Here is a 26,611-nt window from a genome sequence, read left to right as displayed (position 1 = left end):
AATACTCAAACATTTAATTTCAAAATGACTTATTCAACTAAAATTAAAGGATCTTTTATTTCAGCCATTATAGCTTCTTTATGTTGGATTACAGGAGATATTCTCATTGCGGGTTTTACTGTTAATCCTAAAGACTATCCTCTATTTACTGAAGTTTATGTAGGAAAAGTAGATCCAAATATTTCAATACTTATGTTACAAGGATCAACAGAAAGGTTGATGTGTGGAGCCTTAATTGCAGCTATGACAGCTTCATTATTTTTACCGGGAATATGGTTGGCATATCAATATATTAAAGATAAAAATCCGTGGTATGTTTATGTTACTTATTTTCTTCTAATTTTGAGTGTAATGTTGATGCCTTTAGGACATTCTGTTTTTTTCTTTGCCGGAGAAATTTATAAAACAATTTACCATACAGATGCAATTGCGCACCCATATTTATTGAAAACAGCTTCAGGATTTATGAAAGTATTTTATATAGCCTGGGCTCCTGCTATTATTGTTTTATTTTTAGGCTGGATATTATTTTCTCTATTGGTTTTTTTCAAAAAAACCGTTTTACCGAGATGGGCTGGATTTATAAGCCCGGTTTTCATTTCATTATATCAACAACTGCCCTTACAATTACTACCACCTACTTCAAATTTAAAAAGCTGGATAGGAGCTTCCGTATTTAATATTTCTTATTTGGTGTTTTTCCTTATATTATTGATTTTATTCAGGAATAAATTAAATAGTAGTACGAAATAAAACAGGTTAAATAAAAATTAAATCCGGAATGATTAAAAATTTAAAATACGTAACCTCCTATAATAGAAAAGATACAAGTAAGGTTATGCTATTGGAAATAATTCATAGTATTTTTTTAGTAGTTCCCTCAGGAGTTTTATTAGTAATTATATGGGAGTTATTTTCAGTCCATCCTAACATTTCAAGGATATGGACAGTGGTTGGAATAATGTTTTTTATGCTTATAATACAATTTATAGTAGCATCTAAAGCTATGGTTACATCCAATATTTGGGTGTATGAATTGTCTTATCGTTTACGAATTAACTTAGGAAATCGTATTCAAAAATTTTCCTTAGGTTTTTTTAAACAACGGGACCCTGGAGAAATTGCCTCTGTTATATTACAAGATGTAGCTAATTTTGAAGGAATTTTCGGACATAGTTTTGGAAATCTTACATCAGCTGTATTTGGAACCTGTGTTCTTTCTATTTTTCTTTTTATATATGACTGGCGTTTAGCCCTGTGTTTGTTAGCTGTAATTCCTTTAATTATACCTTTCTTAGGATTTGCAAATTATTTATTTAAACATTTGGGAGAAAAACAGATTATTGCAAGGAATCAGGTAGGGGCTAAATTCCTTGAATATGTTCAAGGTATTAGACATTTAAAATCGTATGGAATTACTGGTGAAAAAAATAAAACTTTGGAAAATGCTTTTGATGATTTACGTAAAAAAAGCATACGAATGGAAGCTTTACCCGGACCTTTCCTTGTAACGACAAGTATATTCTTTGAAATAGGTTTTCTATTAATGATAGCTTTAGGGCTATATTATCTTTCAGTAGGTTCTATAACTATTCCCGTACTCATAACTTTTTTGATTATGGGCTATAATTTGTATAATCCTATGAAAGTGATCATGGTAGATTATTTTACGATTCGTTATATGAATGAAAGTCTAAAAAGAGTCATAGGGGTATTAAAAGAACCTACCATGGAATCTATGGAAAATTTAATTCCCGAAAAATTTAGCATAGAATTTAATGAAGTAAATTTTAAATATCAAGATAAATTAACAGTACGTAGTTTAAACTTTTTAGTACCCGAAAAGTCTATGTTAGCACTTGTAGGGCATTCCGGATCTGGGAAAACAACCATAGCTTCTTTAATTGCCCGTTTTTGGGATGTTACTGAGGGAAGTATTAAAATAGGAGGAATAGATATACGCTCAATCAATCAGAAAGTTTTTTATAAAATGATTGCAGAAGTATTTCAGGAAGTATATCTTTTTGATGATTCAATTTATAATAATATAAAAATAGGAAATCCCGAAGCAACTCAGGAAGAAATATGGGAAGCAGCACGTAAGGCGCAAGTACTTAGTTTTGTAGAAGATTTTCCTGAAGGAATGGATACACGTGTAGGGGAAGGAGGAGGAAAATTATCTGGGGGTCAGAAACAACGTATAAGCATAGCAAGAGCTTTGCTTAAGAATGCTCCTATAATTTTGCTGGATGAAGCTACTGCTAGCTTAGATCCCGAGAATGAAATATATATACAACAGGCTATACAGGAACTTGTAAAATCAAAAACCGTTGTAGTAATTGCCCATAAGCTTTCAACTATTCAAAAAGCACAACAAATATTGGTTTTAAATGACGGAGAAATAGCAGAAAAAGGAAATCATCAAGAGTTATTAAATAAAAATGGAATATATGCTCGATTATGGGAAATTCAACAAAAATCACATGGTTGGAAAGTACATTAAAATAACCAAAACATTACATTTATAACTAGCATTGTAAATATATCCTATAAAGTAAGGGATAATATAAAAATTGAAATAGAAATTTATGCGATAGAAAAATATTTTCCAGGTAAAGGAATTATCTTATTTTTGAGTTCTAAATCAAGTAAAATAGACATAAGCATGTGTGTAGGGGTATTAAATTCTAAAGCTAAATTATCAATTTGAGTTTTTCCTTTTTCTTTTAAAAAGTTTACTATTGCAGTTTCTTGTTCAGTTAATTCTATAAATAATTCTTGCTGATTGTTTTTTAAATTATTTTCACCCAATAAAGATAGAATATCATCTGGCCGAGTGATAATTTGAGCTTCCAGGTTTCTAATGAGCCGATTACACCCTTGGCTGGTTGTATCAGTTATTTTTCCGGGTAATGCAAATACATCTCTATTATATGAATTTGCAAATTTTGCTGTTGAAATAGCTCCTCCGCCATATGCTGATTCTATGATAACAGTTATGGTAGATAAGCCGGCAATGATACGATTTCTTTGAATAAAATTTGCTCTTTCAGGTTTGATATTTAGGGCGAATTCAGATAAAAACCCACCATTTTCAGCCATTTTTTCAGCTAATAATTGATGCTGTGGGGGATATATGGTTTGTAAGCCATGAGCAAGTACACCTAAGGTAGGAATATTCATTTCGACAGATTTTTTATGTGCACAACTATCTATACCTAAAGCTAAACCGCTGATGATATTTATTTTTCTATCCTTAAGGCATTCCACAAGATCTTCTGTGAAATTTTTTCCATAAGAAGTCATTTTTCTTGTTCCTACAATACTTAGAGAAGGTATATTCCATTTTATATTTCCTTTGTAATAAATCAATACAGGAGCATCTGGACATTCTTTAAGCAAAGAAGGATAATCATTTTCCCATAAATGAATGATTTTTATTTGGTTTTTATTACAATATTGAATCTCTTTCTTAGCCTGAGATAAAATAGATTCATTACCAATATATTGAATTGTTTTTTTACCAATATTGTAAATAGTAAGTATTTCAGAATGATTAGAAAACCAAGCTTTTTGCGCTGTTCCAAATTTTGAAATTAGTTTCTTTATTATAGAATCACCTATATTGGGACAATGTTTTAATGCGATTAAATATAAAATATCGTTGTTCACTTAAAAAATAAATATTTATTATAATTATGCTAAAATATTAAAAAATTATAATATAAAAAACGCTCTATTTTAAATATAAAACGGAGCGTTTGTTTAATTTTTATATTTTAAATATTTTGCTGTATAAACTCATGAGTTTTTTTAACTATCAATTCCCAATCATTATCCAAAGTGGCGACATGATAGCTATTTTTTAGTTCTAATAATTCTTTTTGTGTACTTGCAACATGTGTATAAATATAATCCTGATTATTAGGTGGAACTACATGATCGTCTTTGGATTTGAAAATAAGTATAGGGCAATGAATATCATTTAATTTATCTTTTACTATTTTAGCTAAAATAATTAAATCATTTATACACTTTTTTGGAGTTTGATCGTAAGCCCATTCTTTTATACCCTCTTTTTTTATGTCTGAACCAATTCCGGGGATAAATCTTGGCGAGTTCTCATTTTCATACATTTCCTGAAAATTAGGAAGATTAACAGCTGCATTTATAGTTATAGCACCATTAATATTATGATGTATAGCAGAATATAAGGTTAAAGTTCCTCCCATAGATAGACCTAATACAAATAATTTTTTAACTTTAGGTTTTAATTCATTATATGCCGTTTCAACAGATTTAATCCAGTCTTCATAACCTGTGGTTTCCATATCTTCGGGTGTGGTTCCGTGTCCTAGAAGTCGTGGCACCTGGATGGTATATCCTAGATGATTCAGTTTATAGGCTACTTGTCTCATACTTTGAGTAGAACCTGTAAAACCGTGTATAACCAAGATTCCTGTATCATTTTTTCCTTCCAGAAATTCAGCTCTGGCCTCATATGCAATTTTGTTTGTCATTTTTTTGTTTATTTAGTATTCTAAAGTTAATAGTTTATTTATTTTTATGAAAATGATATTTTACATAAAATAGAATAAGATAATCTTAATTTATTTTATAGTTTTTAAATCAAATTTTCTGTTTAAACTTAATTTTGTTATTTGAATGGGAATATTAACGATATGAAAAAAATAGGTAGATATTATTTAATGTACTTCTTTTTCTAAAATAGAAGTAAAAACCCAATTGAGTTCTTCTAAAGAAAGAGCAGATAAAAGTTGAGCTTTATGAACTTTAAAATTAGGAATACCACGAAAATAATTGGAATAATGTTGTCTCATCTCCAGTAATCCATTGCGTTCACCTTTCCATTCCACAGACCATTGAGCATGATTTTTTACAGCTTCTATTCTCTGGTAAAGTGTAGGGGCAGGAAGTACTTCACCGGTTTTAAGATAATGTTTTATTTGGCTGAAAATCCAGGGATTTCCAATAGCTGCACGTCCAATCATGATGCCATCAATCCCGTAGGTCTCTTTATATTTTTTAGCTTTTTCCGGTGAATCAATATCGCCATTACCAAAAATAGGAATTTTAATGCGGGGATTGTTTTTTATTCGTGCAATATGTGTCCAATCAGAATGTCCCTTGTACATTTGTGAACGAGTACGTGCATGAATAGTTAAAGCTTGTATTCCTACATCCTGTAATCGTTCTGCAACTTCATCAATATTAATGGAAGAATCATCCCATCCTAAACGGGTTTTTACCGTTACCGGAAGATGAGTACTTTGTACAACAGCACGGGTTAGTCGTACCATTAAATCTACATCTTTAAGAACTCCGGCACCAGCGCCTTTACAAGCAACTTTTTTAACGGGACATCCGAAATTGATATCCACCAAATCGGGTTGAACGGTTTCTACTATTTTGGCCGAAAGAGACATGACCTCCTCATCTCCACCGAAAATTTGTATTCCTACCGGGCGTTCATAATCAAAAATATCCAGTTTTTTTCTGCTTTTCATAGCATCCCTTATAAGTCCTTCAGAAGAAATAAATTCTGAATACATAAGATCTGCTCCATGCATTTTGCATAAACGGCGAAAAGGAGGATCGCTTACATCTTCCATAGGTGCAAGAAGAAAAGGAAACTCAGGAAGTTTTATATCTCCGATTGTAATCAAAAAGCTGTGTTTTATAAATTAATTGTAAATAAGGTTTTATCAATGCTATATTTATTAATGTTAGATTAATTCAGTGATTTCTTTAATTTTTCAAACTTTTCAATATAACTAAATTTAGCTTGAAACAAAAAATAAATATCAGAAATATGGCTGGAAATTAATTTTATTTTTTTTAATTGAAAAATTTTAAATACACCCAATGAGACAATTATCCATTCTAATACCCTAGAAAAAATAATGTTGTTAAGGATTAATTTTTCAGATTTTACCCATCTTCTAGTACTAAATTCCATTTTCTAACTATTGATTCATGCAAAAATAATATTTTTAAAATAATTATTTTTTGAAGAAATTTGAATAATGAAAGAACCTAAATTAAAAGAGTTTCTCTTTTTTCCAGGATATTACTTTCACTCCTTCGGAAAAATGAAAAGCATCCGGTGTTTTCTTTTTTAAATCAATACTACTTGTAAGTTTATAATTTATATCTAATCTGGAAAATTCTACTTGTCTTATATCCCATTCTTTATGATGGATTTCATAACGGTAAATATGATTTTTTTTATCTAGGTATAAACAGTATCTTTCAGTAAGCCAAAGATCCAATTTCGATTTATGGGTGAGTAAATTACCCGTTTTATATTCAATATCTAGGCTGAAATTTTTGTTAGAATTAATAGAGGTATAGGTATCAACAGAACGATGTATTTCTGATTTTTCATAAGGAAGTCCTGAAAGTTCTCTTGCAATATATGAAGATAAAGCCTTTTCGGCTTCGATATTTAAAAAATAAACCCCTTTCTTATCATTATTATCTACATAGGTCCGAATATTAATTTCATGAAAATCCGATATGAATTTTAACGGGAATAAATTTTTTGGATAAATTTTCTGCATAGTAAAAGCTACTAAAGAAATATAGTACTTTCCTTCAAAAGAATCAAGTTGTAATTCTTTAGGAACAAGTTCTCTAATTGCTTCATAAGGAAAACTCCAATGTAAAAATAATGCATTATTCCATTCCTGATAGTATTCCCATTTACCAACAGGAATTTTCCAGGGACGATGAGAATTGGAATTGATAATATTTTGAATATTAGGATTTTTAAACATAAAAATATTTTTATAAATATAAAGTTATAAATATAATTTAATTTATTAAAATATAGATTAAAGTGTTATTTATTTATCAATGTGATTACATTTTACCATTTAGAGATAAAATATTTTAATAGGATTAAAAATTAATATCCCAGATTCCTACGGTTCTTTCAAGTTCAATTAAAGCTGAACAGTAATTAAATAAGGTCTGATAATAATTTTGTTGTATGTCATTATAAGTTCTTTGAGCATCCAATACTTCAAGTAGTGAAGTATTTCCTCTTTTGTATGAATAAACCTTACCCTCAAGAATGGATTTGGAATTTGAAAGTAAACCGTTGGAAAACTGGTGCATTTGTTTTTTTGTATTTATATAATTTTGATAGGCCTGGGTTACTTCAGTCTGAATTTGAAGTTCAATTTGTTTGTATTCTGTTTCTGCTTTTTGAATTGAATATTGAGCAGTTTGAACTTCACCTTTTCGGTTATTTAAAAAACGTAAAGGAATGGTTAATCCGGCTGTAATACCTGTATGATAAGGAGAAGGAGCTTCATCATTAGTAGCTTTCCCATTGATTTGCATACCAGCATTGATTCCTAAATCCATAATACGGTTAGCTTTAGCCAGCTTCATCATTTTTTGTGAAATATCTTTGTCTTGCATAGCTGCTTGTAAATCGGCACGATTATTTTGTGCTGTAGTTATCAAATCTGAAAGATTAAATTCTTTATTGAAATCTGAAAAAGTGCTAGTGGCAGAAAATAAAGAATCTTTTTGTGGTTTTCCCATTAATAAATTTAAGGTAATGAGTGAATTTTTCCACTCGGATTCTGCTTTATAAACCTCGTTTAACATAAATTGAGCTTCTAGTTTACTCTGTTTGGAATCTGTGAGTGTAATATCTCCTAATTTATAACGAATACTGTCTGATGAAGCCAAATTGGACAAGATTTTATAGGAATTAAGCTGTACGTTCAATAAATTTTTATTTTGGATACATTCTAGAAATTGTAAGGAAGCATTAGCATATAAATTTCTCAGAAAATCCTGAAGTAAATATTGGTTTAGTGTCACTTGGCTTTTGGCTAGGTCAATACGGGCTTTACGTTTTCCTCCAAGTTCAATATTCCAACCTAAACCGGTTTCCAGCGTGTTTCCCATCTTTTTTTGATTGTGTGAGCCAGCTATATTCCATTCTATATCTGGAATGATCTTAGCATTTTCTATTTCAGCTTCTGCGAGATTTACGTTATATTTTTGTGCTGCGTATTCCAAGTTATTTTCTTTAACCTGTTTAATAAAATCTGTATAACTCAGCTGTTTTTTACTAAAAGTAGTATCCACTTGGGCTTTTAAAACAGAAGTAATAAGTAAAAGACAAATAATTAGTTTAAAAATACAGTGTGTTAATTTCATAAATTTCAATTTTTAAGAGTCTATTATTTTTTCTTTCCCCATTTAGATTCTATAATATAATATAGAGCGGGCAAGGCAAATAGTGTAATAATAGTAGAGAATAACAATCCATATACAATTACGGTAGCCAATGGACGCTGTACATCAGACCCAATGCCAGTGGCTAAAGTTGCGGGGAGTAATCCTAAAATAGCCACAGTAGCTGTCATTAATACTGGCCTAAATCGGTCTTTAGTTCCTATGATAACAGAATCGAGAAGGGAGAATCCTTGTTTTCTTAAAAAATTTAGATGAGATATCATAATTACTCCATTTTGTATGGCTACACCCGATAATGCTATAAATCCAACAGCAGAAGAAACATTTAAAGTCATGTTTCTAATATTCAATGCTAACAAACCACCAAACAAGGCTAGAGGAACAATACTCATAAGTAGACCCGCTTGTCTGAATTTTCCAAATGCACTATACAACAAAATAAACATAATACCAAGAGATAGGGGAACGATAAATGCCAGACGAGAATAAGCTCTATTCTGGTTCTCAAATTGTCCACCCCATTTAATATGGTATTTTTCATGATCGTATTTTACGTTTTTTTCAATTTTATTTTGGGCTTCTTCCAAAAATTTCCCCAAATCTTGATCTCTTAAATTTAGTTTTACTGTTAAATGCCTTTGATTCATTTCTCTTGTGATCGTGCTTTCTCCTGTACTTAACTTGATATCACATACTTGCGATAAAGGTATTTTTGCACCTGTAGCGGATGTAAGCATCAGATTTGAAATTTTATTCGGAGTATTTCTGCTATTCTCATCATAACGACATATAATATCGTAGACTTTATTACCTATAAAAATTTGGGAAATGGCTTTTCCTCCTATGGCAACTTCAATAAGTTCAGCTACATCTGCTACATTGAGACCGTATTGAGCGATTTTATCTCTATTAGCATGTATTTGAAGCTGCGGTAACGGAGGTTCCTGATCTATAGCTAAATCCACAGCTCCTTTTACATTTTTTAATGTTTTCATTACATCATCTGCAATTCTTCTGGTTTCACTGAAATCATCTCCATAAATTTTCACCACCAGCTCACTATGAGCACCGGATATTTTATCCATGACACCATCAATCATAGGCTGGGAAAATCCAATATTAAAACCCGGAAGTGTTTCATATTCTTTTTCCAGTTCAGCTATAAGATCATATTTGGATTTTCCTTTTTTCCATTTCTTATAAGGCTTTAATCCAATTGATACCTCAAAGTGAGAAGCGGTCCAAGGGTCAGTTCCATCATCATTTCTTCCGGCTTGTACCATTATATAGGTAACTTCATCATGTTTTATGGTACGAGCACGTAGAGTATCACTCAATTCTTTAGATTTTTCAACAGAAATACCCGGAGGTAATTGTACTTGTAACCATATGGACCCTTCATCTAAAGGAGGTAGAAAATCTTTTCCTACATAAAAAGCCAGTAAAAAAGTACATCCTAAAATAATTCCTAACGGGAGAAAAATTTTTTTAGGTGATTGCATAATCGTTTTTATACTTGAATGATATTTGTCGGTTAATTTTTCCAACCATTTATTATGATAGAGTTTTTGTGGCTTTTTGTATAGGAAATAAGCTAATCCCGGTATTAACAATAAAGCAACGAGTAAGGCTCCAAAAAGTGCATAGCTAATGGTAAATGCCATAGGAGTGAATAATTTTTTTTCTACTCTTTCAAAAGCGAATAAGGGTAGGTAAGCAGTAATGATAATTATAGTGGAGAATAATATAGGTTTGGCTACTTCTGTGGCTCTTTGAGCGATCGTTTTTTCATGAAATTTCTTGTCAGGTTCTTCTTCTCGTTTTCTAAGTATGGTTTCCATCATTACAATAGCTCCGTCTACAATAATTCCAAAATCGATAGCTCCAAGAGAAAGTAAGTTTGCAGGAATGTCTGTAAAATACATAAGGATAAATGCAATAAGTAAAGAAATGGGGATGGTAATAGCAACTAGTAAAGCTCCTCTCCAACTACCTAAAAATACAATTAAAACTACTAAAACTAATGACATTCCTTCCAATAAGGTATGAGATACAGTATTTAATGTAGTATTTACTAATTCAGTTCTATCTAAAAAAGGATGTATTTTTACTCCTTCGGGTAAAATTTGGGTATTAAGTTCGTTTATTGCCTCATGTACACCTTCTAAAACTTTGGATGGATTTTGTCCTTTTAATAAGAGTACAATTCCTTCAATACTTTCAGATTGATTCCGTTTTTTATCTGTGAAGCCTAAAACTCCTTTACGCTCTATATTTCCATATTTTAGTTTACCTAAATCATTCAATAAAATAGGAACTCCGCTTTTTGTTTTTACAACTATTTTACCTATATCTTCCAGATTTTTAACTAAACCGATTCCTCGTATTACATATCCTAAATCTCCACGTGGAAGAATACTTCCTCCGGCGTTTACATTGTTATTTTCAATGGTTTGAATAACCTCTCCTAAGGATAACTGATATTGATCCAGCATTTTGGGGTCTAACTCTATTTGAAATTGAGTGGTAATTCCACCAAAATTTGTCACATCTGCTATTCCTGCTACTTGTTTGATTCTTGGAATAATAACAAAATTTTGTAAATCAGTTATTTCTCGTAAATCATGTGTTTTACTTTCAATAATATATCTGTAAATTTCTCCAATCGGAGAAGTAAGTGGATCTAATTCAGGTAAGGCTTGGTAGGGTAATTCTACATCGTTGAGCCGTTCCTGTATTCTCATTCTTGCCCAGTAGTCATCTACACCATCTTCAAAAACAAGAGTAATTATAGAAAGTCCAAAAGTACTTTTACTTCGCATAACATGCATTCCCGGAAGACCATTTAAAGCCCGTTCAACAGGTATGGTTATTTGTTGTTCTATCTCTTCTGCGGCCAAACCCGGAACCTGTGTTACAACTTGAGAAGTTACATCAGCAATATCAGGATAAGCTTCAATGGATAGTTGTTTCCATGAATAATATCCAAATATGGAAAGTATAATGAAAAGGGTTACTAGTACCCAACGTTTGTGTATGATAGTTTGAATAAGTTTATTCATGTTATTTTTTTATTTATTGAGCTTCCAGTAAATATATTCCTCCTTCGGTAACTATATGTTCACCAGTTTTTAAACCTTTTTTTATTACGGTTTTATCTTTTGAAATATCTTTAGTTGTAACTTTTTTCTTTATAAATTTATTTTTACCAATTTGTACAAAGACAAATTGTTCATCATTAACTTGATAAATTGCCTTGGTGGGGATGATAAGAGCTACTTCGGGTTCATTTTTGAAAAGAACATTTACATACATTCCCGGTTTTAATATTTTATCAGCGTTGCTGCATTCAATCAATACTTCAACACTTCGGGTCCCTTCATCTATTATTTCATTGATATGAAATATTTTGCCGGTAATGTTTTTATCAGGAAAAGCATCAACATTGATGGTAACTTCTTTTAATTTATTGATATATCCTAAGTCTTTTTCTTTAATTTGTCCGGCAATCCATACTTTATTTAATTCGGCAATTGTAGTTATAGGTTGGGCATCTTCTTTTATATATTGTCCTATAACAATATTGCTAGTAATGATTTCACCTTTTATAGGAGAGGTAACTATAAGGGGCTGACCTAATTTTAGATGGTTAGGATTGATATTATATACTTTTAGTGCGGCTGATGCATTTTCGAGCGCTGATTTTTTTGTTTGGTAGTCTGTTTGGGCTTCCTCTACAACTCGTTGTATACCCACACCATGCTTTAATAAATCTTTTTGTCTCTTCAAATTTAAATTTGATAATGTATATTCTTGTTGTGCTTCGAAGTAATCTTTTTGAGCATTAAAATATTCAGGAGAGCTGATTGTGAAAAGGGGAGTTCCTATATTTACTTTTTGTCCTAATCTTACAAATGATTGGCTTATTCTTCCGGCAAAGGGTGGAATAATTTCTGCATAATTAGTTGGTATGGCTTTTACTTCACCCACTGTCGATAGATCAGGACTAAGCCATTCATTTTTTACGGATTCTATTTTTATATGATTTTTTATATTTGAATTTTCTGATAAGATAATAGTATTTCCACTTACGATATATGCAGGTTTTTCTTCTGTGTTTTGTTTATGGCAAGAATGCATTGTAAGTGCACTCCATAAAAATAAGTGTAAGTTTCGGATTTTTATAGATATCATGATCTCCGCTTTTGATTTAGTGAACCTCTTTTTTTTCTGCAAATCTAGGCGAACGGTTTGTAGTTGGTTATTAGAAACCTCTTAAAAAAAAATTAGAATTTTATTAGAAGGTTATTTTTTTACTAATAGGGGAGTTGTAAAATAAAGGTTGTTCCTTTGTCTGAATTGTTGTTAACGGTAATAGATCCAGAATGTAAACAGATGATTTTTTGGGTTAAAGATAGTCCTATTCCATTTCCATAAGTATATTCTTTATTTTTGCCTCTGTAAAAAGGAGTAAAAATATTAGGAATATCTTTTGGCGAAATGCCTATGCCATTATCTCTAAATTCAATTTGAATTATATTATGGAGGAATGATATGAAAACTTTACATAAATGATCTCCAGAAAATTTGCATCCATTTTCAATAAGATTTACAAAAGCAACTTTTAATAAATATTCATTTCCATTGATAATGAATTCTTTTTCAAATTTAACATCATTTTTGAAAGATAGGCTTGCATTGTACTCTGGGTTAGCTTGCTGTACTTGTATGCATGCTTCTATTAAGATTTCATCTATTCGTATGGGCTTAAAAGTTATTTCTGAAGGATCATAGTTTGCTTTGGCAAAATCTAATAGATTGTTGGATAATTTTGCAATTTTTTTTGCATCCGATAGGGAATTTAGAAGTATTATTTTGTATTCTTCGGAAGTTTTATTTTTAGTTAATGAAAGTTCGAGTTCGGTTATTATAGCAGCTAAAGGGGTTCTTAGCTCATGAGAAATATTGCAAACAAAATGTTTTTGTGCTTCAAATGAATTTTCTAAACGTATAAGCATTTGGTTAAAAGTAATAGCTAATTCTGATAGTTCATCTTTATTTGGTTTTGTGTCCAATCTTAAATTTAAATGATTAGCAGATATTTCATTCATTTTATCATTCAAATCTTTAACGGGTTGAAATGCTTTTTTAGAAAAATAATATCCCGCTATGAATATAAAAATGATTGAAAAAATAAATATAATACATGTGTTTTTTAGTAGAGAACTTAATTCATTATATCCATAAAGATCATAGGAAGCAGCTGTAACTATATACTTGTTACCTTCAAATAGATACGCCATTCCTATTACCTGCCAGTCTCCCTGATGAAATTTTATTTCTCCTTTGTTATAAATTTCATTAATCATTTCAGGAGTTTCTTTCACAAAATCAATATCTACTGCATCATGATAAAAAAGGTTAAAATTTTTATCATAAATAGCAACTTCTACTTCATTAATTGTTTGGGAATTGTTATGGTAAATTTGTTGCAGAGTTTGGGCAGGAACTTTGGCTTTAAAAAAGAGATTTGCTTTAGTTATTGCTTCTTTTTTTAATAAGGAATAGAATTCTTTGTCTCTGTTGTGTTTTGCAGAGTAATAAATGATAGAGGCAAAAATAAGAAGTAGAGTAGCTGTTATAAGTGAAAATAATAAGGTAAGCTTGATACGGATTTTCATTCTTCAGATTTTAAAATAAAACCCATTCCTGATTTTGTATGAATTAACTTATTGTCAAATTCTTTGTCAACTTTTTTTCGTAAGTAATTAATATAAACATCAATAAAGTTTGTTCCGGTATCAAAATGAGTGTTCCATACTTTTTCTGCAATTTCTTTTCTTGAAATTACTCTTCCCTGATTTTGTAATAAAAATTCCAGAAGTTTAAATTCTTTAAGGGTTAGGCTTAGCTCTTTATTATTTCTTTTTACAATTTTGGTTTTTAAATTCATTTCTAAATCGGAAAATCTTAAAATAATTTCGGATTTATTTTTTAAGCTTCTTTTTAAGATAGCTTTTATTCTAGCAACTAATTCCCTCATTTCAAAAGGCTTTACCAAATAATCATCTGCACCAGCATCAAACCCTTCTATTTTATCATCCGTAGTTCCTAAGGCTGTTAACATTAATATAGGAAGTTCTGGTTTTAAGTTTCTTATTTCTTTACAAAGGTCTAATCCGTTTATTTTCGGTAATATAATATCAGTAATTAGTAAATTAAATTCTTGTGTTAAAATTAGTTTTTTCCCGGTTAAGCCATCATAGGCTTGAGTAGTGTTAAAACCTTGTTCATCCAAACCTCTTTTTATAAGTTCAGAAACTCTTAAATCGTCTTCAACCAGAAGAATATTCATAAGTGCAAATTTACAGTTTCTTTTTTAGAATATCATATTCTTATTATTTAGATATCAGTACCTAATAAGGGTTATTTTTATAGATTATAGTTCATAATTTTTTAAATTCATTATAAGTGATTGAGTGATTTAATGAGTGAAATATAGTTATTGTTAAATTGTTTTAAATAAATAGAAAGGTTTATTTAAAAATAATTAGTTATAAAGTGTTAAAATATTATTTAATCAAGGTTTAAACATTTAGAAATGTTGCATTCTTTTTTAAAATTGATATAATAGATTAAAATAGTATATAAAATGCGAATTTTCTAAAGTTTAAGATTTATAATTTTGGATTTTTTAGATTTATATTGTTCTTTTTAGAATATTTTATTGAGCAATATTAGGTTTTAACCAGTATTTAGCTTGCTCTAAATCTATTTCTTTTCGTTTTGCATAGTCTTCTATTTGCTCTAAAGTAATTTTACCTAAGCCAAAATATTTGGATTGTGGATTAGCAAAATAATATCCTGAAACAGAAGAGGCCGGAAACATGGCTAAATTTTCGGTTAGTTCACAGCCAATACTATCTTTTACATCTAATAATTCCCAAATAGTAAGTTTTTCCAGGTGATCCGGACAAGCAGGATAACCAGGGGCAGGACGTATGCCTTGATATTTTTCTTTTATTAAGGATTCATTCTCTAAGGATTCATCTGGAGCATATCCCCAAATTTCTTTTCGTACTTTTGCGTGCATATATTCCGCAAGAGCTTCAGCAAAACGATCAGATAAGGCTTTAGTCATAATAGCTGAATAATCATCATTTTCTTTTTCAAAATGTTTAGCTAATTGTTCAGCTCCGAAAATAGTTACTGCAAAACAACCAATATAATCATGGATAGACTCAGAATTTTTTGGTAAAATAAAATCAGATAATGCAAAATTTGATGCATTGGCTGTTTTTTTAGATTGTTGGCGCAAAGTTCTAAAAATATTTAGAAAATTTCCTTTTTCATCATATAGCTCAATATCATCTTTTTCATTGGAATTTGCTGCAAATAAACCAATTACAGCTTTAGGTTGTAATAATTTTTCTTTTATGATTTTAGCTAATAAAATCTTGGCATCTTTATAAAGAATAGAAGCTTCTTTACCTACTATTGGATCTGTTAGTATTTGTGGAAATTTACCGGTTAATTCCCAAGATTTGAAAAAAGGTTGCCAGTCAAAGTATTCTGATAGCTCCTCCAAATTTATGTTATTTATAACTTGAATTCCCAATTTCTTAGGTTTGAATGGAGTAAACTTGGCCCAATCAATTTTAAATTTATTTTTACGGGCATCTGCAAGACTTAAATATTCTTTATCTACACTTCGGTTGAGGTAATTATTTCTTAAATGTTCATATTCTTCTTTTATTTCCTTTGTGAATTTTTCTTTTTGAGAAGATAAAAGAGATGAAGCAACAGTTACAGATTTGGAAGCGTCTAAAACGTGTATAGTAGTATAGCTATATGATGGTGCTATTTTTAAAGCAGTGTGAATTTTAGAGGTAGTAGCTCCTCCGATCATTACAGGAAATTTCAAATTTCTTTTTTCTAGTTCTTTTACTACTTCTATCATTTCATCTAAAGACGGAGTTATTAAACCGCTTAATCCAATGATATCTACTTTTTGTTCAATAGCGGTTTGTAAAATTTTTTCCTTGGGAACCATAACTCCTAAATCTATGATTTCATAGTTATTGCAAGCTAAAACTACGCCAACTATATTTTTCCCGATATCATGCACATCTCCTTTTACGGTAGCCATTAATATTTTGCCATTTGATTGAGCTTCTCCAGATTTCTCTGCTTCAATAAAAGGTTGTAAATAAGCTACTGCCTTTTTCATTACTCGTGCTGTTTTTACTACTTGTGGAAGAAACATTTTTCCGGAGCCAAAGAGCTCTCCAACCGTGTTCATTCCATCCATTAAGGGGCCTTCGATAACATCTAAGGGACGAGCAGCTTGTAAACGAGCTTCTTCAACATCTTCTTCTATATGATCAGTATTTCCTTTTATTAAAGCAAATTCCAAACGTTTATTTACAGGAAAAGTTCTCCATTCTTCAATTTTATTTTCATGACTTATAGTTTTATCTTGAGAAATATTTTCAGCATATTCAATCAGTTTTTCTGTAGCTTCTTCATTTTTATCAAATAATACATCTTCAATTTTTTTTAGTAATTCAGGTTCTATTTCTTGATATATAGCTATTTGAGTTGGATTAACAATTCCCATATCCATACCATATTTAATAGCATGATAAAGAAAAGCGGCATTAATTGATTCCCTTACTTTGTTATTTCCTCTGAACGAAAAAGATACATTACTTACCCCACCGGAAACTAAACATCCGGGTAAGTTTTTTTTGACCCAATAAGTGGCTTCAAAAAAATCAAGGGCATTTCTTCGGTGTTCCTGCATTCCGGTACCTACTGGAAAAATATTGAGATCAAAAATAATATCGGAAGGATTAATACCTAACTGATGAACTAAAATTTCATAGGAGCGTTTGGATATAATTTTTCGTTTTTCCAGATTATCGGCTTGTCCATCTTCGTCAAAAGCCATAATAATCATAGCAGCTCCATATCGTTTAATAATTTTAGCTTTTTTTATAAATTCTTTTTCACCTTCTTTTAAGCTAATGGAGTTAACTATTCCTTTACCTTGCAGATTTTTTAATCCGCACTCAATAATTTCCCAGTTAGATGAATCAATCATTATAGGCACCCTTGCTATATCTGGTTCTGAAGCAATTAATCGAAGAAATGTAGTCATTGCTTTAACTCCATCTATTAATCCTTCATCCATACAAATGTCAATAATCTGAGCGCCTCCTTCTACCTGATCTCTGGCAACAGAAAGAGCTTCATCATATTTTTCATTTTTAATAAGATTAAGAAATTTTCTTGAACCTGTAACATTTGTTCTTTCACCAATATTAATAAAGTTAATATCAGAAGATAAAATGAAAGATTCTAGACCAGATAATTTTAATGATTCTTGCATAATTTAAAAGTATACAAAGTTACAATTTAGGTTTTAAATAAATGTTTTTTGTGATTTTGATTTGTATTTAATTTAATTAAAAGTTTAAATTTGGTTCAAATTATTATCTACTATGAAATTTATTAAAATATTATTTATTTTTTATTCAGGTATTATTTTTTCTCAAAAATATATCCCTATAGATACAGCAGATAAAAGTGAAAGAGATTTAGCTGTTTCCGCTTTTAAAAAATCCAATAAACAATATATAGAATCTATAAAAAAACAATATTCTGGAAAAGAAGGAAAATTAATGGTTAAAGAATATGAAGGTTTTTTTAAAGATTTTGAAGAGGAAATAAAAAAAGGGACTTTTTGTTTTGATTCTCGTTTTATAGACTATTCCAATCAAATGTTAGCCAATTTAAGGAAGGATAACCCATTAATTCCAAATAATACCCAAATATTAATTTCAAAAGATCCTAGTTTAAATGCATATTGCCTACCCGATGGGACTTTTGTTTTAAATATGGGATTGTTTCATTGGTTAAGTAATGACGATCAGTTAGCTGCAGTTGTTTCACATGAACTCTCTCATAAAATTTTAGAACATTCTTTAAAAAAACAATTGTATTTAATAAAAAATGAATTATCCTCAAAGTCTAAAGGAGAAGCAAAGAGTATAAAAAAACAAAAATACAATAAGAGCAGGATAGCCTTTGATTTAATTAAAAATAAGTTATATGCTACTGGTGAATTAAGCAAAAAAAATGAATATTCAGCGGATTCATTAGGTGTAATTTTAGTAAAAGCTTCTTCTTATAACCAAGGGGCTTTTATAGAGGCTTTACAATTAATGGCAAAGTATGATACTCTAAAACCTAAAGGATTAAATATTGGAACATATAAAAAAGTGTTTAATTTGCCAAACCAGTCATTTAGAGATGAGTGGTTGAATAAAGAAGGTTTTTCGCAATACGATTATTCCTTGTATAAAGAAAAATTAAATAAGGATTCACTTTCTTCACATCCTGAATTGAAAAACAGGATTGATCGGTTAAAAAAAGATTTTCCTGAATTAGAAAAAAAATCAAAAAAATCTATATCTAGTACTGCATTAAAAAATTTGCAGGGAATAGCTAAAAATGAACAAGTACCTTCAATGTATTTTTTTGAAGAGTATGGATTGGGGATTTATTTGTGTTTGATACGTTTACAAGAAAATATAAAAGATATATATTATAAAGAATGGTTAGGGAAATGTTTTGAAAAAATATATGAAGGAAGAAAAAATTATCAGTTAAACAGATATTTAGAAAGAGTAGATCCTAAAAAACAGTCGGAAAGCTATCAGCAGTTTTTAAATTTTATGTGGAATTTATCTTTAGATGAAATTAAAAATATAACAGATTATTATACACAAAAAGCATCTTCTTAGTAGATGCTTTTTGTATATAATTAAGATAACAATAAATTTCTAATATTAGAAATTTATTTTTTCTAAACGTATTTGATTATATTTTTCTTTTTCATTGTATTCATTTAATATAATATATCCTTCTTTTGCTTTAATAGGGAATATAGTATATTTATCTTCTTTAGAATAAATAGGAATTTTTTCTTCTTTAATTTTTCCATTTATAATAGTGTTTACCCCTAATATCCATTTTTTCTCGGATTTTAAATAATCTATAAAAAAGAAAGCAATACCTGTATCATTTTTTATATATTGAGAAAATAAATAATCATGACTATAACCTTTGGTTAGCTCCTTTTGAATTGTTTTTACAGATTTAAAATTAAAATCTTTATCCATAGAAAATAAAATAAAATCTGTAGTTTTTCTATTCGCTTTAGTAACTCCTTGGGTTATCTCACCAATAATAGGAATAGGAAGCCATATACCGTTTTTTTCAGGTTTATATTTTTCTGTTAAAATAGATATAGTACCATCTTTAAAAATATAAAAACTGGTGGGTAATAAACGGAAATTTTTTTCTACTCTTCCATTTTTATCTATTTCTATTTGTTTATTAAATTCATTCCATTGAGAGTATTTTTTAAATATTTCTTTTCCATTATTATCTAGTACAATTTTAAAAAAACCTAAATTTTTTTCCAGATTAAAATTAGAGTTTTTCAAAAATTTAGAATAGGATCCGCAAATAATAAGTTGATTATTAATTTCTTTAGAAATTAAAGTATGATTATATTTACTTCTTGTATTTTCAAATATATATTCATATTTCTTTTTTCCATTTGTAGGGTCTAATGCGATAATTTTATATTCTAAAGGATATATATTATAATTGCATTCTAAAAGGTATATATTATTTTGAGAAATATTTTCAATAGCCACAGTATTAAAAATATTGATTTTTTGCACAGGATTATATTCATAGCTCCATAATAATTCATTTTTCGTATTATAGTAACGTATAAATTTATTTAAATGCTTTTTGGTTTCCTGTCTTTCTATAATACAAATGGCATTATGCTTTCTATCTACATAAATTGATCCTTTATATTTAACTTTTTTTAACTGTTTATTAAATTCAGTTTTATTTTTGGATATTTCTATAATATCTCCATTTTTATACCAATAATCTGGCGATATAGTTTTTTCTTTTATATATATAATACAATAAGATTCAAATGTTAATGTCTTATAGTTAAGTTCGAATTTTAATAATAATTCATTATTGTTTATGAGAGAGCAAGAAATATAATTTTGAGATAATAATCTATGATATTTTTTTCTTATAAATGTATTATTAGATACCTTATTTAAATTTTTATCTAAAATTACATATTCCATTTGAATGTTATCTTTATCTACTTCTCCTTGGTTGAAAAAGTAAATGTATCCATAAACTTGATCTTGAGAATCATATAAGATATTGCTTCCTATAATTTCTCCAACAGCTAAACTAGCTAAGTCTTGTATTTGAGCTTGGATGAAGCTCATTGTAATCATAAAAAAAGTAAATAATAATGATTTTTTCATAGTCATTAGATTTATATATTTTATATAGAGTTGATTTAATTTTTTGTAGTAAAAGGCGCATTAAAATAAATAAACTATTTTTTTAAGTTTTATTTTGGTTTCCAAAATCATGATAAGCTTAGGATACCTAAAATTAATAAATTCTTTAAGGTTATTATAAAAGTTGAAGAAGATTCTTTTTTTTCATGTAATTATGTTTTATTTTTTAATCTCAAAAGTAAGATTCTGAATATTGAATAACGAAAAAAAAGAATATTTATTTTTTATTTAATGAATATAAATAACTGATTAAATAATTTATTTATATATTAGATTTCTTAAAATAGTAAAAAAAATAGGTGTTTAATTTGTTGGTTTATTTATAAATATATGTTATTGAGTAAATTATAAATTTTCATATCATATATTATTTTTCTTCAGTATTCTAAAAATATATTTAAAATAAGAGAGATTTAAAATATAAATAAAGCTTCTTTAAGACCACTAAGTGTCATTTTCCATAAAAAATTAAAAAAAGATTTATCTTTAGACCTTGTTAGTTCTTTAATTGTATATATTTTTAAAGAATCACCATTGTTATCCTTCACAGCAAGATTGGCAAGAGAGGATAATAATTTCTTTTCTTCCTTTCCGTTGTTTTTATATATAGAAATTTTAAGGTCTTTGTACTCCATGCCAAAAGAGCCATTTCCTGTATTTTCATTCCCTTTAAAGTTAAATAAGGTCTGATCAATAATTCCATCCGCAGAAACGTGCAAATAGGGTTTTATAAACATATTTAATTTTTGTGCAGGTAGATGCTTGATTGTTCCCAAAACAGAGAAATTTCCTTGAGTATTCATTACATTAAATTTCCATAATGCGGATAGCTGAGCTGAATCCATAAATTTACTTTTAAAGTCAACACTTACATCAGGAAGGGAATTAACCTTGTATCCGCTGGAAACATTTTTAATAGTAGCATTTATATCAGAAAAAAATATTTTTCCTGTACCTTTGTCCAAAGACTCTTCCTCATAAGAAAGATAGGATTTTATTAAGTTGATTTGTCCCAAAAAAAGTTTAAATTTCAAATCATGAAGTTTTTTATTAAATAAAGGTTTATATACTGCTATATATTCATCTTTTGGTATATCATATTGATGGATGGTTGTATATAATCTATAAAAAGTAATTAAAGGCGCAGTAAATTTAATTTCATTATTTGGTAAACCTAAATCAAGATTAGGTATATCCATTTTGTTTAGACTAATAGTATACGCATCTATTCCTTTTTTTTTCATGAATATTATTTGGCTATTTATAGGAAACATTTTCAAATTAGAAAGATTAATCGAATTATTTTTAAAATCTATATATCCTATATACAAAGAATGATAGCCTAAATTATAATAAATAGAATTAGCAGTTAAATGAAATCTTGAAAAAGAAAAAGGAATTGATAGCGTAATATTTTCAGAATTATTATTAAAAATAATATCATTTACTGTAACATTAATATTTTTTGAAGAAAATAAAAGTGTTTTTTTTAAAGCATCATATTGAACTATATTTGAATTTTTTATAACAAAGGCATTAATATGTAAATTAAGGCCTAAATCAGAATTGTTCAATTGTAATTTTTTGCTTATTGATTTAGAATTCTTATTATGAATAAGAATAGCATACATATTATCAATAATAATAGTCGGTGCTTGAATAAAAAAATCATTATTATCAGTATTCCAATTAATTTTAGGAATACTTATAGTTTTAATGTCAGCTTTAAACAAATATTTAGATAATTTTTGTTTAGTAAAAGATATCCGCGATATTTTAGGAATTATTTTTAAACTATGAGCAATAAAAGCATCATTAGCTAACATCATCTTATCTAAATGAAATGTATAATTTTTAAGGGTCGAATAAAATATATTATTTGCTTGTAATTTGTAATTACTATAAGTAAATGGTAATTTTTTAGAAGTATTGGTTATTAACGTATTAATCACAATATCGTTCATTGTATAATTGATATTGTCCATTTTTAAAACATTAATTTTATTAATGTTATAGTATTTAATATTTGCATTTTCGATAGAAAATTTTTTAATATTTAAAATATCATCAAAATAATAAGTAAACCTAGATTGTGATTTAGAAGAAATTTTATGTGTAGGTGAATATAATTTAATATTGGTATTTGATAACTTAAGCTCATTAATTGTAATTTTATCATTCAGTTTATTATTAATATTTTTCATTAAAATATTAATATTATCACTTGCCAGACTATTCTCTATATTAACTTTGGATTTTAGAATTTGTATAGTATCTATACGTAAGTTGAAAGGGATAATGCGATCAATATAAGAAGTTGTAATTTTATTTTTAGAAATTTTATTTTTAGAACTAATTAATATCTGAGTAGAATCAACCTCTATTTTAGAAGAAGTAACATAAAAAATGCCTAAAGAATCATATCCCCAATTTAATTTTTTTATTTCAGCAGCAGGAACTTGAATGTTTATAAGACTTTTCTGTAAATAATTATTTTGTTTAAATTGTTCAGGGGTAATATCGGATTTGATTTCAATCTTTTCAGCCTCAATATTTCCATTATCAGTTTTAATTTTTGCCAACTTTAAATAATGTAGATCATTAAGTTGATAAAAAATATTATCAACACTTAGTTTTTCATTTTTAAAAGTAATAGGAATTCTTTTTTCCGTATTTGCAATATCCCATATAACTCCTGATAAATTGATGTTTAGGTTATTTAAAGAGACAATTTTTTTATGGTTTTCAGAAATAAATAATTGCAGTTTACCATCCTTTAAAATAAAATTATTAATTTGTATAGATTTACTTATATCATAAGTTTTAATCTTTTTTTTCTTGATTTTATCGTTTTTCTTTTGATTAATAATAATATCAGGGCTATCAATTTCAATTAAATCAGCAATTAAATCTTTTTTAGAAAAAAAAGTGAAAAAATGAACTCCATGGATGGTTATTTTTTTTATTTTAATATTATATATTCCAATATTTTTAATTTTTGGAAAAATACTAATCCCTTCTATAACCATTTTTCTTTTCAATAAAGAATAAGAAACTCCTGAATAATTGAAATTATAAGGTGTATCGTTTTTTTCATTAATGAAAGCAGGAAGACTGTTATTTATCCATTTTCCTAGTCCCAAATCTAAAATACCTCCTAAAAAAAGCAATAAGACTATCCAAAAAGAAATTTTTTTCCACTTCATACAATTGGATTCTTTTAATCAAATGTATATAAAAATAAAATAAAAAAGTATAAAATATGAAAATAAGTAAAAAGAAAAATGATATTGTTTAATAATGAGAAAATACACCAGGCATATAGGCTTTAAATATTTGTAAAATATAAAGGTGATTTCTATATAAATTTTATAATTTTAGAACTTAAAAATAAATAGACAAAATGACACTACCAATTATTTTAGAAGTTCGTTATCAAGAATTATTTAGTCAATTAAGTAATCAATCTATTGAAGAAGAAACGCAAAAATTACTAGAACAAAAAGATTTTTTAAATAAAGATGAATGGTTAAAGGGTTTGGTTTTGTGTGATTTAGCACTTGCTGAAGATAAAGTTACCGAAGAAATAAAAAAATTATACACTCAATTATATAAAAAAAACAGTAATCTTTATTTTTCTTCAGGCTTAGATGAAACAGATTATAAATTTTGGTTCAAAAAAAATGAAGAAATAAATGATAAGTTTATAGAAAATAACTTTCCAAGAGCTTATGCTGAAAGAGATTATATACTAGAAACAGCCCGAAGGCCTTATAGGAATAGAGAAAAAGAAAGAGAATATCTCTTAACGGGTATAGAGTTAGAAGATCCTGCTTGCATGGCAATATATGGTTATAATTTATACTTTGCAATGAGGGGGGAAGAAGAAAATAAAATAGAGGGGAAGAAATGGATTGAAAAATCTAAAGAGTTAGGGTATCACAATGCAGATAATTATCTTTTGAATGTAATTTATTATACAGAAACCGATAATAATAAAATTCTTGAGGCTATAGAAGAATATAATAAATCAAGAAAAGAAGAATCAGAAAAGTCCTATCATTTATTAGGAGAATTTTATTTATACAAAGAAGAAAATATTGAAAAAGCAAAAGAAGCTTTAATAGAGGGAATAAAATATAATAACCCTTTCTGTTGTTATATTTTAGGGATAAACATATTAAATGATAGAGTTTCCGGTTACGATAAAACAGAAGGAATTAAATTATTAGAAGAAGCCTATGACTATGGAGTAATTTATGCAGCCAATTGGTTAGGTCGTTATTATTACTACACTCAGGATGGAAATAAATCAATAGAAAAATCAATAGAATGGCATGAAAAAGCTAAGCTATATTATTTTGAAGATTCCTTAGTTGAATTAGCTCTGATATACTTGTATGAAGATTCTGTAAAAGATCTGGAAAAGGGACAGATTTATTTAGATTGGGCAGTGAAAGAAGAAAGTACCCGAGCGATGACAGAAAAATCACATTTACTGTTAAATCAAGAAGTGCCTGATATAGAAGGAGCTCAAAAATTATTAGAAAAAGCCATAGAATTAGGAGATTCCTATGCGCCTTATCGCTTAGGGCTTATGTATGAAAGAGGAGATATCGGAAAAAATCCTGATTATTACAAAGCTTTTGAACTATATCAATTATCAGCAGAGAGAGGTCATATTTATGGTATTGAATTGGTGGGGCATTATTATAGAATAGGTATAACAAAAGCAGAAGAAGCAAATCCGGAAAAAGCTATAGAATATTTTAATCAAGCGATAGAAAAAGGTTCAGAATATGCTAAAGTTGAATTAGCCTTTTGTTATGAAGATGGATTTGGAGTTGAAAAAGATTATCAGAAAGCCTATGACTTATTTAAAACAGCTGCAGAAAACGGATATGTATATGCTTATAATAAAATAGGCTATTATGAAGAAGATGGGTTAGTAGGAGAAAAAAATGATTCCAATGCATTTCAGGCGTATCAAAAAGCTGCAGAAGGTGGCAATATTGAAGGAATTTACAATGTTGGAAGATCCTATAAATATGCAATAGGAGTTCCTGAAAATCCGGAATTGGCTATAGAAAATTATAAAAAAGCTATAGAGTATAATTACGGAGATGCCTTTATAGAATTAGCCTTAGCTTATGAAACAGAATATGGGGGGCTAGAATTTGATGCACAAAAAGTGATGGAATATATGATGAAGGCGGCAGAACAAGGATATTCCTTTGCGCAATATAAAGTAGGCTATTATTACTATTATGGATTGATAGAAAGAGATTTCGAAAAAGCGTTAGATTGGCTTCACAGATCTTTTGAAAGAGGCTATCCCTATGCCGCTTTGCTTATAGGGGACTACTATTTGTATAATGATGGAAGACAGGAAAATCCAGAATATGATAAAGCATTTGAATATTATCTGGCAGCAGAGCAGCAAGGAGTGATATCAGAAGGATTAGGAGTTTGTTATGAATATGGGATAGGAACAGAAGAAAATTCTAATGAAGCTTTCAAATATTATACCTTAGGAGCAGAAGAAGGATATACGGCAGCTAAATACAGGTTAGGTACAGCCTACAAATATGGAATAGGTACAGAACAAAATCAAGAGGAAGCCTATCGATGGCTTTCAAAAGCAGCAGAAGAAGGTAATACACAAGCAGAATATTATACGGCTCTTATGCTGTTGGAAGGAGAAGGAACTAATCAGGATTTAGAAAAAGGAATTGTCCAATTAACCAAAGTTGCAGAAACAGAACATGCAGATGCACAATTTGAATTAGGAAATTGTTACTTAATGGGTAAAGGAGTTGCCGAAGATGAAATTAAAGCCATGATGTGGTACCAGAAAGCATCAGATAATGGTCATGAACAAGCTCGCAAAATAACAGGAAAAAGAGAAAGAAGAAGAAGATAAAGAATTTAATATTAATTTCATAAAA

The 26,611-nt window shown here is 28.6% G+C and carries 16 protein-coding genes; 4 read left to right on the top strand and 12 right to left on the bottom strand.

Annotated features, from left to right (window positions below):
* The first annotated feature begins 24 nt into the window (after positions 1 to 24).
* Together C4S77_RS01015 and C4S77_RS01010 are read left to right on the top strand one after the other, a co-directional pair.
* Entirely contained in the window at positions 25 to 753 is a 729-nt protein-coding gene (locus C4S77_RS01015) for a DUF6796 family protein (protein WP_105245397.1), read from the top strand.
* A gap of 28 nt (positions 754 to 781) precedes the next feature.
* Complete coding sequence (locus C4S77_RS01010) at positions 782 to 2,503, top strand: ABC transporter ATP-binding protein (protein ID WP_105245396.1); 1,722 nt, start codon at positions 782 to 784, stop codon at positions 2,501 to 2,503.
* An 83-nt stretch (positions 2,504 to 2,586) separates the two neighbouring features.
* Here the strand turns inward: C4S77_RS01010 and dprA are convergent, their stop codons facing one another.
* The 10 genes from dprA to metH all read right to left on the bottom strand — a co-directional run bounded on the left by dprA (position 2,587) and on the right by metH (position 17,638).
* The gene (gene dprA, locus C4S77_RS01005) at positions 2,587 to 3,672 is read right to left on the bottom strand and encodes a DNA-processing protein DprA (RefSeq protein ID WP_105245394.1); all 1,086 of its coding nucleotides are present in this window, start codon (positions 3,670 to 3,672) and stop codon (positions 2,587 to 2,589) included.
* Between the two features lie 107 nt (positions 3,673 to 3,779).
* Positions 3,780 to 4,520 carry an alpha/beta hydrolase gene (locus C4S77_RS01000; protein ID WP_105245392.1) on the bottom strand — a complete coding sequence of 247 codons (741 nt, stop codon included), beginning with the start codon at positions 4,518 to 4,520 and terminating at the stop codon, positions 3,780 to 3,782.
* 186 nt (positions 4,521 to 4,706) lie between these two features.
* Complete coding sequence (gene dusB / locus C4S77_RS00995; RefSeq protein ID WP_105245391.1) at positions 4,707 to 5,687, bottom strand: tRNA dihydrouridine synthase DusB; 981 nt, start codon at positions 5,685 to 5,687, stop codon at positions 4,707 to 4,709.
* Between the two features lie 375 nt (positions 5,688 to 6,062).
* On the bottom strand, positions 6,063 to 6,800 hold the full coding sequence (locus C4S77_RS00985; RefSeq protein WP_105245387.1) for a YqjF family protein: 738 nt from the start codon (positions 6,798 to 6,800) through the stop codon (positions 6,063 to 6,065).
* Positions 6,801 to 6,924: 124 nt separating this feature from the next.
* Positions 6,925 to 8,205, bottom strand: coding sequence for a TolC family protein (locus C4S77_RS00980; RefSeq protein ID WP_105245385.1), 1,281 nt, complete (start codon positions 8,203 to 8,205; stop codon positions 6,925 to 6,927).
* A 23-nt stretch (positions 8,206 to 8,228) separates the two neighbouring features.
* Positions 8,229 to 11,306: an efflux RND transporter permease subunit gene (locus C4S77_RS00975; protein ID WP_105245383.1), complete on the bottom strand. Its 3,078-nt coding sequence runs from the start codon at positions 11,304 to 11,306 to the stop codon at positions 8,229 to 8,231.
* 13 nt (positions 11,307 to 11,319) lie between these two features.
* A complete protein-coding gene (locus tag C4S77_RS00970; RefSeq protein ID WP_221405043.1) occupies positions 11,320 to 12,438 on the bottom strand; it encodes an efflux RND transporter periplasmic adaptor subunit in 1,119 nt (372 codons plus the stop codon).
* A gap of 122 nt (positions 12,439 to 12,560) precedes the next feature.
* Positions 12,561 to 13,925, bottom strand: a complete 1,365-nt coding sequence (locus C4S77_RS00965; protein WP_105245381.1) for a sensor histidine kinase — start codon at positions 13,923 to 13,925, stop codon at positions 12,561 to 12,563.
* Positions 13,922 to 14,599, bottom strand: coding sequence for a response regulator transcription factor (locus C4S77_RS00960; RefSeq protein ID WP_105245379.1), 678 nt, complete (start codon positions 14,597 to 14,599; stop codon positions 13,922 to 13,924). The genes C4S77_RS00965 and C4S77_RS00960 overlap by 4 nt, the downstream gene beginning before the upstream one ends.
* Positions 14,600 to 14,968: 369 nt before the next feature.
* Complete coding sequence (gene metH, locus C4S77_RS00955; protein ID WP_105245377.1) at positions 14,969 to 17,638, bottom strand: methionine synthase; 2,670 nt, start codon at positions 17,636 to 17,638, stop codon at positions 14,969 to 14,971.
* A 112-nt stretch (positions 17,639 to 17,750) separates the two neighbouring features.
* On the opposite strand from metH, the gene C4S77_RS00950 reads away from it, so the two are divergent.
* The gene (locus C4S77_RS00950; RefSeq protein WP_105194307.1) at positions 17,751 to 19,055 is read left to right on the top strand and encodes a M48 family metallopeptidase; all 1,305 of its coding nucleotides are present in this window, start codon (positions 17,751 to 17,753) and stop codon (positions 19,053 to 19,055) included.
* 45 nt (positions 19,056 to 19,100) lie between these two features.
* On the opposite strand, the gene C4S77_RS00945 is transcribed toward C4S77_RS00950, so the two are convergent.
* Together C4S77_RS00945 and C4S77_RS00940 are read right to left on the bottom strand one after the other, a co-directional pair.
* Complete coding sequence (locus tag C4S77_RS00945) at positions 19,101 to 20,624, bottom strand: DUF6770 family protein (RefSeq protein ID WP_146106003.1); 1,524 nt, start codon at positions 20,622 to 20,624, stop codon at positions 19,101 to 19,103.
* 452 nt (positions 20,625 to 21,076) lie between these two features.
* Positions 21,077 to 23,869, bottom strand: coding sequence for a hypothetical protein (locus C4S77_RS00940; protein ID WP_105245373.1), 2,793 nt, complete (start codon positions 23,867 to 23,869; stop codon positions 21,077 to 21,079).
* Between the two features lie 197 nt (positions 23,870 to 24,066).
* On the opposite strand from C4S77_RS00940, the gene C4S77_RS00935 reads away from it, so the two are divergent.
* Positions 24,067 to 26,586, top strand: coding sequence for a tetratricopeptide repeat protein (locus C4S77_RS00935; RefSeq protein ID WP_105245371.1), 2,520 nt, complete (start codon positions 24,067 to 24,069; stop codon positions 26,584 to 26,586).
* Positions 26,587 to 26,611: the final 25 nt, after the last annotated feature.

It is taken from the genome of Apibacter adventoris (genome assembly GCF_002964975.1).
Lineage (GTDB): Bacteria > Bacteroidota > Bacteroidia > Flavobacteriales > Weeksellaceae > Apibacter > Apibacter adventoris.
This window is presented reverse-complemented; position numbering and strand designations above follow the sequence as displayed.